The following is a 12704-nucleotide window of genomic DNA, read 5'->3' on the forward strand; positions in this document are numbered from 1 at the left end:
ATGAGGCGAGGATGGCATGAGCCTCCCCCATCCTCCTCCGTGTGTCCCGCCGGAGCCGCCCGGCCCGGCGGGATACGTCGCCCTACGCCCCGTCGAAGCGCCCGCTGGCATGGGCCAGCATCGTGTAGACCTTGCCGGTCTCCGAGGTCAGGTAGGCGTCGGTGCGCTTGGCGTCGCTGTCGTTCTTGACGACGTCGCCGAGCAGGCGCTCGAACTCGCTGACATAGCGGTCGACGCTGCGGCGGAACTCCGCATCCGACCGGTACCGACGCTGGATCTCCGCGAAGGTCGCCCGGCCCTGCGGCGTGTAGATCCGCGGGTCGAACAGGTTCGGCTCGCCGCGGCGGTAGCGTTCCCACAGGTCGACCGCGGTCCGATGCTCGATCATCTTGGCGATGTCGGTCGAGATCGTGTCGAGGGCGATCCGTCCGGTCTCGGCGGCGGCCACCGCGGGCCGGCGGGCCGGCGCTGCGGGGGCCGGTGCGGCGGTCGGAGCCTCTGCCGCCGGTTCCTCGTCGTCATCCAGCGAGGCGCGGGTCAGCAGGTCGGACAGCCAGCCGCGCTTGTCGCCGGCCTGCGCCGGGCGGGCGGTCGCGGAGGGGCGCGGCGCCTCGATCCTGGCGGTGGCGGTCCGCGGCGTCGCCGCGGGGGCCGGCAGGGCCGGAGCCGCGGGTGCGGCCGGCGCGGCCGCGGGTGCCGCGGCGGCAGGCGCCGCCGCGACGGCGCGGCCGCCACCCTCCGCGACCCGGCGCTGGGTCTGCGCCTGCGGCTGGGCGACGTCGACCGAGCGGCCCGAGCGGGCGACCAGGGACGACAGTTCGTTGAGCGCCTTGATCTGGTCCGCCACCACCCGGCGCATCTCGCCGGTGGCATCCTGCGTCTCGCGCGGCAGTTCGAGGACGCCCTTGGCGAGTTCGGCGCGGGTCGCGTCGAGTTCGCCGCGGATCGAGCCCGCCATCTCGCGCAGCGCCGAGAAGGAGTCGCCGAAGCTGGCCTGGGCCTCCTGGAAGCCGCTGCGCATCTCGCGGGCCGCCTCCTCGATGACCTGCCGGACACCCTGGGCCGTCTTCTCGCTCTCGGCGCTGGCGCTGTCCTTCAGGTCGGCGAAGGCGCTCGTCACCGAGGCACCGGCACCCTGGGCCGACTGGGCCAGGGACTCGCCGACGGTGCGGGCCCGCTCCTCGGCGGCGCGCAGGGTCTGCTCGATGGTCTCGGCCAGGACGTTGCCGTTCTGCTCCAGGGCGGCGGCCCGGGCCTCGAAGGCGGCGAGCGCCTCGGTGAGCTTCGTCTCCCGGCCCGACAGCGCCGAACCGATGCGCTCCTCGATGGCCGCGAGGGAGGCTGCGGCCCGGTCGAGGGCCGCCACATGCGCGGCGGTCTGCTCCCCGAGCGAGCGGCCGCGCCCGTCGAGGGTCTCGGCGAGGCGCGAGGCCTCGCTGAGCGCCCCGTCGGCGGCGCCACGCAGGGCCTCGACCTGGGCCGAGACGCCGGCGCTCGCCCGGCCGGTCTCGGCGGCGATGCGCTCCAGTGCCGTCTGGACCTGCTCGATCCGGCCCGCGAGTCCCTGCTCGATCGCGCCGAGATTGGTGTCGGCGCCGGCCACGAGGTCGGTCAGCGCCGTGTTGGCGGCCTCGATCCGCTGGAGCAGGCTGCCGAGTTCGCGACCCATGCGATCGTTGGTTTCGAACAGCTCCGACAGGGTGCGGCCCGCGCCGTCCTCGACGGCGGCGCGCAGCAACTCGGCCGAGGCCCGCGACTGCACGGCCAGTTCCTCGGTCCGCTCCCGCAGGCTCTCGGCCAGGGGCACACCGGTCTCGGCGAGCGCCCGCTCGATCGCCTCGGCCCGGTCCGCCAGGGCTCGGGACAGGTCCATCATCGGCCCGTCGATGGCGCCGCGCAGGCGCTCGACATGGCCCTCCAGGCTGTCGCCGACGGCGCGGCCGCTGCCCTCGACGCTGGCGAGCAGCGCGCCGCCGCGCTCCTCGATGGCGCGCACCAGAGTCTCGGCGCTCTCGGCGAGGCGGCGGGACAGGGCCTCGCCGCGGGCATCCACCAGGGCGCCGAGCGCCGTGGCACGCCGCTCGAACCCGGCCCCGAGGGCCTCGGTGCGGGCGTCGATCAGGCCGGCGAGCGCTTCCTCGCGGCGGCTGAGCGTCTCGGCCAAAGCCGCGTTGTGGGCCTCGACCTGCTCGGCATGGGCGCGGGCCCGCTCGTCGAGGGCGGCGACCAGGGACGCCGTGCGCTCGTCCATGAGGCCCGCGAAGGCGTCATGGCGATCGTCGAAGGCGGTGGCCAGGGTGTCGGCGCGCTGCGCCACCAGGGTCGCGAACAGCCGCATGCGGCTGTCGATGCGCTGGGTGAAGGCATCGGCACGGGCGTCGACGCCGCGGGCCAGGGCCTCGCTCTGCGCCTCCACGGCCTGCGCCAGGGCCGCGGTGCGGCCTTCGACCACGCCGTCCAGCTCCCGCAGACGGGTGTCGAAGGTCTCGACCAGCGTGCCGGTGCGGCCCGCGACGACGCCGTCGAGGGCGCGCAGGCGGGCGTCGAAGGTCTCGACCAGCGCACCGGTGCGGCCCTCGACGGCACCGTCGAGATCGCGAAGGCGGGTATCGAACACCTCGACCAGGGCGCCGGTGCGGCCCTCGGCCGCCGCCACCAGGGCCTGGCTGCGCTCCTCCAGAAGCCCTTCGATCGACGCGCGCGCCTGCTCGAAGGTCGCCCGCAGGGTCTCGATGCGCGCGTCGACCCGCTCGGACACGTCGCGGCCGGTGCCCTCGACCAGGGCGCCGAGGCGGTTCTGCACCCGATCGAACAGGGTCTGCAGCTCGCCCGTCCGCTCCTTGAGGGTCTCGGCGAGGCGGTTCTCGCGCTCCTCGAGCAGCCCGGCGATGGCCGGGTTCACCCCCTCGATCGTCGCCTGGAGCGCCTGGGTGCGATGTTCGATCGTCCCGGCGATCTGGCGGCCGCGATTGTCCACGAGGCGGTCGATCTCGCCCTGCGCCCGCTCGAACAGGCCCTGGAGGTCGGCGAGACGATTGTCGAGCAGGTCCGCCATCTGGGCGGGCGCCGCGTCGAGGGTCGTGCGCAGGCCCTCGGTCCGGGCCGCGATGGCGTCGGCGACTTCCTGGCCGCGCCCGTCCACGAGGTCGCGCAGGCCGGCCTGGGCCTCTTCGAACAGGGTCTGCAGGCGCTGCGTGCGGGCGTCGAGGGTGGCGGCGAGCTGGCGCTCGCGGGTCTCCACCAGGGCCGAGACGGCGGCGGGCGCCTCCTCCAGCACCGCGCGCAGGGACTGGATGCGGGCATCGACCGTGGCGGCGAAGCGGCCGCCGCCGCCCTCGACCACGCCATCGAGGGCCGCCTGGGCCTCCTCGAACAGGGTGCGCAGGGCCTGGGCGCGGGCGGTGAGCGTGTCGGCGAGGCGGTTGCCGCGGCCGTCGACCAAGCTCTCGAGATGGCCCAGCCGCTCGTCGAACAGACTGCCGAGTTGGCGGGTGCGGTCGTCGAGGGCGCCGGTGGCGGAGCCGAACGCGCCCTCCAGGGCGGCGACCAGCGCCTGCCCGCGGCCGTCCAGAGCCTCGTGGATCGGGCCCATGCGGCCGTCGAGGGTCGCGGCCAGGGTGCCGGCGTGGTCGTCCAGCATCACGCGGATCTGGTTGGTCCGGTCGTCCAGCAGGGTGTGGACCGAGCGCACGCCCTCGTCGAGCAGGCCGCTGATGTCGGCGGTGCGGCTCGACAGGGTGTGGCCCAGGCGGCCCTCGCCGGCGTCCAGCATCCGCTCGGCATCCGCGATAGTCTGCTGGAGCTTGGCGAGCACGCTCTCGCCGCGCTGGTCGATCAGCTCGGCCAGCGAGGTGCCGCCGCGGTCGAACAGGCGCGCCAGTTCGGTGATCCGTCCGCCGATCGCCCCGAACACGGCGCGGCCCTTCTCGTCGAGCTCGCCCGACATGGCGGCGATGCGCGCGTCGATCAGGCGGCCGAGGAGGTCGGCGCGCTCCGCGAAGGCCGCGTGCACGGCCTCGGTGCGGGCAGCCAGCGCCGCGTCGGCATTCTCGGTGCGCTCGTCCACCAGCCGGATCATCGAATCCGCGCGGTTCGCCAGCGCGGCCTCCAGGCCGCGCGTGGCCTCCTCGATGGTGCCCGTGAGGGCGCGGACGCGCTCGGCCATGGCGCCGTCGAGGCCGCCGGTCCGGTCGGCGATCATCGCCACGAGGTCGCGGGTCCGGCCGGCCAGTTCCTCGTCCACCGCGCGGGTGCGCGCCTCGATCAGGCGGATCGCCTCGAAGGCCTGCACGCCGAAGCTCTCGTCCACGAGGCGGGCGCGCTCGTCCAGGGTCTCGGCGATCGCCTGCAGGCGACCGATGACGCCGGTGTCGAAATGGCCGGCGCTCTCCTCGATCCGGCGCGCGATCTCGCCCGTGTGCCGGGCGATGTCCTGGCCGAGCCCGGATGTGCGGCCCTCCAGCATCTCGATCAGGCCGCGATGGCCCTCGGCCATGATCCGGGCCATGTCGTCGGTCCGGGCGCGCAGAGCCGCGTCCACGGCGTCGGCGCGGCTGCCGAGATTGTCGTCGATCTGACGGACGAGCGCCGCCACGGCGGCGGCGATCTCGGCGGCGCGCTCCGCGGAGCGGGTCTCCAGGCCGCCGAGATGGGTCTCGATCAGGCTGCCGGCCTCGCGGGCCCGGGCGGCGATCGTCTCGGCGACGTCCTGACCCTTGCCGGTGAGGAGCCGGTCCATCTCCTCCAGACGGGCCCCGACGGTCTCGCCCAGCGCGGCGGTGTCGCGGCCGATCCGGTCGGCCAGGATGTCGCCGCGGGCGATGGTCTCCTGCAGGGCGGCGAGGCGGTTGCCCAGCGTCTCGTCGATCGCCCGGACCCGGCCGTCGGCAGTCTCGGCGAAGCTCGCGCCGGTCTGGCTGAGGGTGTCGGCGATGCGGGCGCCCTGGCTCGCCACGGCGAGCACGATGTCGCGGCCGGTGCCGCTGATCCGGGCCTGGGTCTCGTCGGCATGGCTGGCGAGCAGCTCGGCCACGCCGCGACCATGCGCGCCGAAGGCGGCTTCCATCTCGCCGATCCGGGCCGCGAGGTCGGCCGAGATCGCGCGGGCGGCCTCGGCGAGGCTGCCGGTGGCGTCGCCGGTCCGGGCGGCGAGTTCACGGTTGAGATCGTCGAGGGCGGCGCGGACCGCCGCGACGGCGGCGGTGCCGCGGGCGCCGAGTTCGGTGCCGGCGCGGTCGGCGGCGTCGCGGAACCGGGCCGTGAGGATCGCGGTCTCGGCCTCGACGGCGCCGGTGACCTCGCCGGACGCGTTGCGCAGGGTCTCCAGGGCCTCGGTGAGCCGGGCGGCGGCATCCCGCGTCTGCGTCTCGGCGGCCTGGCTCGCCTGATCGGCGGCATTCCGCAGGGCGGCGGCCGCTTCCTCGGTGCGCGCCGACAGGGCAGCGGCGGAATCCGCGACCCGGCGCTCGAACACCCGCACGGCCTCGAGGGTCCGGGCCTCGACCGCGCCGGTGGCGTCCTCGGCGGTGCCGCGCAGGGCATTGGTGGCCGCCTCGGCGCCGCGCTGGAGCGCCGCGACCGCCTCGGCGGTGCGGCCGTCGATCTCGCCCGACAGGCCCTCGACGGTGCCGCGCAGGGACTGGACCGCGGAGGAGGCGCCCGCCTCGAAGCCCTGGCCCAGGGCCGCGAAGGCAGCCTCCAGACTCGCCGCGACCGTCTCGGTCCGGTGCGCGATGCTGCCGCCGGCCTGCTCGGCCGCCGCCGCGACCCGATGCTCCAGATCCGCGGCCCGGACCGTCACGGTCTCGTCGAGGCGCGCCGCGATGCCGTCCATCCGCTCGGCGAGGGCGCCGCCGCGCTCCGCCAGCGCCTCGGCGATCCGCTCGGCGGTGCCGACAAGGTCGTCGCGCACGGCGCCGGCACGGGCGGTCAGGGTCTCGCCGGCGCCGCTGGCGGCCAGCACCAGGGCGGCCTGGGCGTCGCGCCCGCGGCCCTCGATCGTCTCGGCGACCGACAGGCCCGCGCTCTCGATCTCGGCGCGCAGGGCGAGACCGCGGCCGGCAATATCCTGGGTCAGGGCCGAGCCGGTATCGGCGAAGCGGGCGGTGATCTCGGCGCCCATCGCGCCGAAGCGCTCGGTCAGCTCCGAGCCCCGCGCCAGGAAGACGGATTCCAGCCCCGTGACCGACCGTTCGAAGCTCTCGCGCACCGTGCCGGCCTGACGCTCCAGCGCGTCGCCCACGCGGCTGCCGGTCTCCTCCAGGGTCCGGGTCAGGGCGCCGGCATTCTCGGACAGGCGCTCGGCCAGGGCAGCGCCGGCGGCCTGGAAGGCGCCGGTCGCCGCGCCGGCGCGGCTCTCGAAGGCGCGGGTCAGGGTCTCGCCGACCTCCTGGAAGCTGCCGCGCACCTCCTGGCTGGTGGCCGCGAGCGTGTCGACGAGGTCGCTGCCCCGGGCGGTCATCAGGTTGACCACCCGGTCGCCGGCCTCGCCCAGGGAGGCGGTGATCGCGGCGCCGCGGGTCTCCAGGGCGCCGGTCACGCGCTCGCCCGCGCCGGTCACCGCGGAGACGATCCGGTCGGAGGCGCCCTCCAGTTCCTGGCTCAGGCTCTGGTGCGAGCCGGTGATGGCGTTGCGCACCCGGTCGGCGTTGGTGACGATCGCCTCGCGCTGGGCCACCAGCTCGTCGACGAGGGAGCGGATGCGGATCTCGTTGTCGGAATAGGCGCGCTCCAGCGTGGCGATCTCGCCGCGGACCAGGGTCTCCAGCTCGCCGGCCCGGGCGAGCGCCCGCTCGACGCCGTCGCCCACCGCCGCCACCTCGCGGCGCACGGTCTGCGACATGGTCAGGACCGCGTCGGTGGAGAAGCTCTCGGGCTCGGCCAGACGCACCGCGACCTCGCCGACCGCGCGGGCGACGAGGCGCATCTCCTGGGCGCGCACCGCCAGCATCGCGGCGATCACGAACAGCACCACCGGGGCGAACAGGGCCGCGGCACCGACGCTCGCCTGCAGGGCGGTGAGCCCCGAGACAACGGCGCGCAGGTCACCCTCGGACTTGGCCCAGGCGATCAGCACGAGGGCGCCGATCCAGACGGCGCCGGCGGCCAGCGCGAACAGGTAGGGCTTGGGCGAAGAACGCACCCGCAGGGTCTGCTGCAGGATGCCGATGTTGCGCCGGTCGTCGTTGGCCACGAGCGAGCGGTCGGGAGGCAGGAGCCCGCCCTCGCGGCGCGGGCGGTCCAGCCCCGGCGGCGGCAGGTCGGAGGCGAGCGGCGGGTCGAGGTCCAGGCGCGGCGGCATGGTCCGCCCGGCGGCCTCCAGGCCGCCGTCGCGCAGGGGATCGGCGTCACCGACATCGGGCAGGCGCGGCTCGGCGCGGCCATCGGTGCCGTTCGGCGTCAGGGCGTCGAGGTTCAGCGCCTGCTCGATCGCAGAGAGCGCGGCCTCGGCCGGGTCCTTCAGCTTCTTCTCGGTCGCCATTCAACGCCTCGTTACACGGGTTCACCGGCGCCTGGAGAGGCTTGAACCGGAGACGCAACGCCCCGTTTACCATTACAAGACTAAACTCGGGCAGCGACTGCCGATACCCGAGCCCTCGACCGGCCCCAGAAAACGTTAACCGAATGGTTACCGGGCCCGTCGCTCACCGCCTCTACCATCCTGCCGCACAGGAGGGGTCCGGCGCGATCCCCACCCGGCGAATCAGGGGGTGAATTGTGTGGATCAGATCCGCAATCCCCGACGAATCCGGATGCCGGGAGCCCGAGCATGCAGGCCATCGACCCCGCGGAACTCGAGGCCCAGACCGGCGGCGACGCCGATCTCGCCCGCGAGGTCCTGGAGCTGTTCGCCGGCCAGTGCCGGTCGATCCTGCCGCGCCTCGCCGACCCGGCCCTGCCGCGGGACCAGCGCGCCGACCTCGCCCATACCCTGAAGGGCTCGGCCGCCGGGGTCGGGGCCGTCCACGTGCGGACCCTGGCGGATGCCGCAGAGGCGCGTCTGCGCGAGAGCAACGGCCCCGTGCCGGTCGACGCCCTCGCGGCCGCGGTCGCGCAGGCGCTCGCGGAGATCGCGGAGGCGCGGGCGTGACGGCATCGCTGCAATGCGGCGCTGGATCCGGGAGCGGTGTCTAAAGCCGCGCTTGCATTCCGCGTTTCCAGCCGCCAAGCAGGCACGCCGCCCGTCGGACAGGTTGCGCTCGACGCGAGCCCGGAGCCCCCAGCATGCCCAAGATCACCTACGTCGACCACGCCGGGACGGAGCGCACCGTCGAAGGCAGCGTCGGCGCGACCGTGATGGAGACGGCTCTGCGTAATAACGTCCCGGGTATCGACGCGGAATGCGGCGGCGCCTGCGCCTGCGCCACCTGCCACGTCTACGTGGCCGACGCTTGGATCGACACGGTCGGCAAGGCGCAGGACATGGAGCAGGACATGCTGGATTTCGCCAGCGATGTCCGCGAGAATTCCCGCCTCTCCTGCCAGATCAAGATCACGCCGGCACTCGATGGTCTCGTGGTGACGACGCCGTCCCAGCAGGGCTGACAGGCCCTCCGCTGGCGGAGCGGCCGGGCGCCGGATCCGCCGTCCAACGCACCCCCCTCATCCTGAGGTGCCGGAGCGGAGACCTCGAAGGATGAGGGAGCGGGTCGGACGGGCGCGCCCGAAGCCCGGGAAGGTTGCGCTTTACCGCACCAGCGCCCGCGCCGCGGCGTCGAGCCCCTCCAGCGTGAGGGGGAACATCCGGCCGGCGACCAGCCGCTGCATCATGCCGATCGACTGCGTGTAGCCCCAGTGCGCCTCGGGCACCGGGTTCAGCCACGCCACCTTGGGGAAGTGGTCGAGGAGCCGCTGCATCCAGACCGCGCCCGCCTCCTCGTTCCAATGCTCCACGGAGCCGCCGGGGGTGGCGATCTCGTAGGGGCTCATCGAGGCGTCGCCGACGAAGACGAGCCGGTAGTCGCTCCCGTAGGTGCGGATCACGTCGAGGAGCGGCGTCTTCGTCTCGTTGCGCCGGCGGTTCTCGGTCCAGACCGCCTCGTAGGGACAGTTGTGGAAGTAATAGTGCGCGAGGTGCTTGAACTCCGAGCGCGCCGCCGAGAACAGCGCCTCCGCCTGCTCGATGTGCCAGTCCATCGAGCCGCCGACATCCAGGAACAGCAGGACCTTCACGGCATTGCGCCGCTCCGGCCGCAGCTTCACGTCGATGTAGCCCTGGCGGGCGCTTTCGCGGATCGTGCCGTCGAGGTCGAGCTCCTCGGCCGCGCCCGTCCGGGCGAAGCGGCGCAGGCGCCGCAGCGCGAGGCGCATGTTGCGCGCGCCGATCTCCCGGTCGTCGTCGAGATCCTTGAACTCGCGCCTGTCCCAGACCTTCACCGCCCGGAAGTTGCGGTTCCCGTCCTGGCCGATGCGGATCCCCTCGGGATTGTAGCCGTAGGCGCCGAAGGGCGAGGTGCCGCCGGTGCCGATCCATTTCGAGCCGCCCTGGTGGCGCCCCTTCTGCTCGGCGAGCCGCTGCTTCAGGGTCTCGAACAGCTTGTCCCAGCCGAGCGCCTTGAGTTCCGCCTTCTCGGCCTCGGTCAGGTACTTCTCGGTGAGCTTCCTCAGCCATTCCTCGGGGATGGGGCTCGGCTCCACCGCCTCACCGAGGGTCTCCAGCCCCTTGAACACCGTGCCGAACACCCGGTCGAACCGGTCGAGATGCGCCTCGTCCTTCACGAGCGCCGTGCGCGACAGGAAGTAGAACGCCTCGACATCGTGCTCCGCGAGGCCCCGGTCGAGGGCGCCGAGCAGCGTCAGATACTCCTTCAGGGAGACGGGAACCTTGGCGTCCCGGAGGGCCGTGAAGAACTGCAGCAGCATCCCGGGAGAACGCGCCAGCCGGGCGCCCGGGTCAAGTCCGTGCGAATCGGCCGGAGCCGCGCCGGGCGGGTCAGGACTTTCCCGGATGTCGCCCGAGTCTTCGGCGATGGTCGACAAGATTCAGCCCCGCCGACGCGGCTGATTCCTGGGCCGGAATGAGTCTCTCCGGGCCGACGGGACTCATAACCTGGGTATAAGTCACCGAATCTGTTGATATGTGCCCGGACAAGCCTCGTCCAGTCACTCAATCGGTCACGGGAATCGCTCAACTCGGGGCATCGAGTGTGTGCGGAGGCGGCAACGCGGTCCGCACCGGCCAAGCGAGGAGACCTGCGATGGCGGTCATCCTGCGGAATCTGACGGAATTCAAGCGGTTTCTCGGGAAGCCGGGGGCGACGATTCAGCTGGTGCGCAACACCTTCATGGACCGTCAGCCGGAGGCGACCCGGGAGGCCTACCGCGACAAGGGCATGTATGCCCCGCGGGCGGTGCAGGCCCTGTCGCGCAAGGCCGCGGTCTTCACCCTGCGGGGCTATCCCGGGACGGTCTGGCTCTACTGGGACAAAGGCGCCCGCGGCTGGCGCTTCTCCGGAGACACCGTGACGGTGCCCCTCCTCACCGGCCTCGGGCCGGCGGACGAGCTGGTCTACCGGTGCAGCTTCGCCGACGGGTTCGAGCCGGCGCCGCGCAGCCGGGTGGCGCGGCGGCCCAAACACGACGACGCGCATCCTGCCCTGATCTGAGGCGGAAGCCGCATCGGAGCCTGCCGACCGGCCGCGCGCGTCGCGGCGTTCCGGCGACGACCGCGGAAGGCCGCCCTCAGGCCTCCTGGCCGGCCGCCTCCTGGCGCTCGGGCTCCCGCTTGACCGGCGCCTTGCCCAGGGCCTTGCCCACGGTCCGCCGGGCCCGGAAGATCGGCTTCGCCTCGCTCTCGCGCTTCTTCAGCAAGGTGCGATACTCGTCCCGCCGCTCGTGGATCGACGCGATCACCAGCCCCATCGGCACGCCGACATCGACCAGCACGGCCTCGGACAGCTGCAGGGACGCCTCGATCGTCTCCGGCACCGCGTCGTCGACGCCGAGTTCGTAGAGCGCGGAGGCGTGGCGGGCGTCGCGGGCCCGGGCCACGATGGTCAGGTCCGGCCGCTCGGCGCGGGCTGCCGCCACCGCAGCCTCGACGGCGCGGGGATTGTCGAGGGTGACGACCAGCGCCCGGGCCGTGGCGATGTCGCAGCGGCGCAGCATCTCGGTGTTGCCGCTGTCGCCGAAATAGACCGGCGCCCCGGCGCGGCGCTGCTCGGCGACCCGGGCGGCGTCGGAATCGAGGGCGAGATACGGGATCTTGTGCCGCTCCAGCATCTCGCCGACCTGCCGGCCGACGCGGCCGAAGCCCGCCACGATCACCCGGTTCTCCACCCGCTCCGGCCACGGCTCCGCCTTGACGGCGGCCTGGGCGCTGGCCGTCGCCCGCATCTTGAGCCGCCGGCCGATCGCCGCCAGAGCCGGGATCATGATCATCGTGACGGTGGTCACCACGAGGGCCGCCGCGCCGACATCCTCGGGCACGAGCCCCGTGGCCATGGCTCCGCCGATCAGCACGTACGCGAACTCGCCGCTCGGGCCGAGCAGGAGCGCCGTCTCCAGGGCCACCGGGCGGGGGATCTTCAGGACCGGGGCCGCCATCATCACCACGGCGGCCTTGATCAGGACCAGCGCCAGCGACAGGCCGAGGATCGCGCCGGGCGTCGCCATCAGCTGGGCCGGGTCGAGGTTCATGCCCACCGAGACGAAGAACACGCCGAGCAGCAGGCCCTTGAACGGGTCGATCGTCGCCTCGATCGCCCGGCGGTACTCGGTCTCGGCGAGCAGCAGGCCGGCCACGAAGGCGCCGAGCGTCATCGACAGGCCGCTCGCCGCCGCGGTCAGCGCCGTGCCGACGATGACCAGCAGGCAGGCCGCCATGAACAGCTCGGTGGAGCGCGTGCGCGCCACGAGCTGGAACAGCGGGCGCAGAGCGAGGCGGCCGGCAACCACGATCAGCACCAGCGCGACGGCGGCCTGGCCCAGCGCCATGGCGAGCGCCCAGCCCTTGTCGCCGCCATCGTCGCGGCCGAGCACCGCGATCGCGAACAGGGCCGGCGCCACCGCCAGATCCTGGAACAGCAGGACCGCGAAGCTGGTGCGGCCGGTGGGCGCGTTCAGCCGCTTCTGCTCGGCCAGAACCGGCAGCACCACGGCGGTCGACGACAGGGCGAGGCCGATGCCGACGATCACTGCGCCGGCGAGCGGCACGTTGAGCCCGTAGAGGATCGCCCCGAGGATCAGCGCGGAGCAGCCCACCTGCAGGGAGCCGAGGCCGAAGACCAGCCGGCGCAGGACCCGCAGGCGCTCCCAGGACAGCTCGATCCCGATCATGAACATCAGGAAGATCACGCCGAACTCGGCGAGATGCGCGATCTCCGCGCGATTGCCGATGGTGAACAGGTGCACGTAGGGATGAGCATCGGCCAGGCGACCGAGGCCGAAGGGTCCCAGCAGGGCGCCGGCGCCGATGAAGCCGAGCACCGGCGAGATCCGGAGGCGGTGGAACAGCGGCACCACGATGCCCGCTGTGACGAGAAACAGGATCGCTTCCTTGTAGGAGCCGGCGTGGACCTCTGGCATCGGCGGCGGATCGAACCTCGTCTCTCGGGGGCAGGGGGATGCCGATCACGGCTGCGCGATCATGGGTTGGGCCCGCCCTTCGAGCAACCGGATTCGGCCCCCGACCGGTCCCGCACATGTGCGATCTGACACAAGCCGGATACAGACCCGGGGTGAGACATTTCCGTCACCGGCACGCG

6 protein-coding genes are annotated in these 12704 nt (G+C 73.4%); 3 read left to right on the forward strand and 3 right to left on the reverse strand.

The window, feature by feature from the left end; all coding sequences use genetic code 11:
* Window positions 1-82: 82 nt before the first annotated feature.
* Complete coding sequence (locus BLT59_RS05045) at window positions 83-7480, reverse strand: apolipoprotein A-IV repeat region-like domain-containing protein (RefSeq protein ID WP_091777125.1); 7398 nt, start codon at window positions 7478-7480, stop codon at window positions 83-85.
* Window positions 7481-7768: 288 nt separating this feature from the next.
* Here BLT59_RS05045 and BLT59_RS05050 point away from each other — a divergent pair, with 288 nt between their 5' ends.
* Together BLT59_RS05050 and BLT59_RS05055 are read left to right on the forward strand one after the other, a co-directional pair.
* Complete coding sequence (locus BLT59_RS05050) at window positions 7769-8089, forward strand: Hpt domain-containing protein (protein ID WP_091777127.1); 321 nt, start codon at window positions 7769-7771, stop codon at window positions 8087-8089.
* A gap of 134 nt (window positions 8090-8223) precedes the next feature.
* A complete protein-coding gene (locus BLT59_RS05055) occupies window positions 8224-8544 on the forward strand; it encodes a 2Fe-2S iron-sulfur cluster-binding protein (RefSeq protein ID WP_091777129.1) in 321 nt (106 codons plus the stop codon).
* 141 nt (window positions 8545-8685) lie between these two features.
* Here BLT59_RS05055 and BLT59_RS05060 read toward each other — a convergent pair whose 3' ends face one another.
* Entirely contained in the window at window positions 8686-9861 is a 1176-nt protein-coding gene (locus tag BLT59_RS05060) for a vWA domain-containing protein (protein WP_091777130.1), read from the reverse strand.
* Window positions 9862-10196: 335 nt separating this feature from the next.
* Here BLT59_RS05060 and BLT59_RS05065 point away from each other — a divergent pair, with 335 nt between their 5' ends.
* Entirely contained in the window at window positions 10197-10604 is a 408-nt protein-coding gene (locus tag BLT59_RS05065) for a hypothetical protein (protein WP_091777132.1), read from the forward strand.
* 76 nt (window positions 10605-10680) lie between these two features.
* Here BLT59_RS05065 and BLT59_RS05070 read toward each other — a convergent pair whose 3' ends face one another.
* On the reverse strand, window positions 10681-12525 hold the full coding sequence (locus BLT59_RS05070) for a cation:proton antiporter domain-containing protein (protein ID WP_091777134.1): 1845 nt from the start codon (window positions 12523-12525) through the stop codon (window positions 10681-10683).
* Between the last annotated feature and the right edge of the window lie 179 nt (window positions 12526-12704).

Origin of the sequence: Methylobacterium sp. UNC378MF (genome assembly GCF_900103195.1) — a bacterium.
GTDB lineage: Bacteria > Pseudomonadota > Alphaproteobacteria > Rhizobiales > Beijerinckiaceae > Methylobacterium.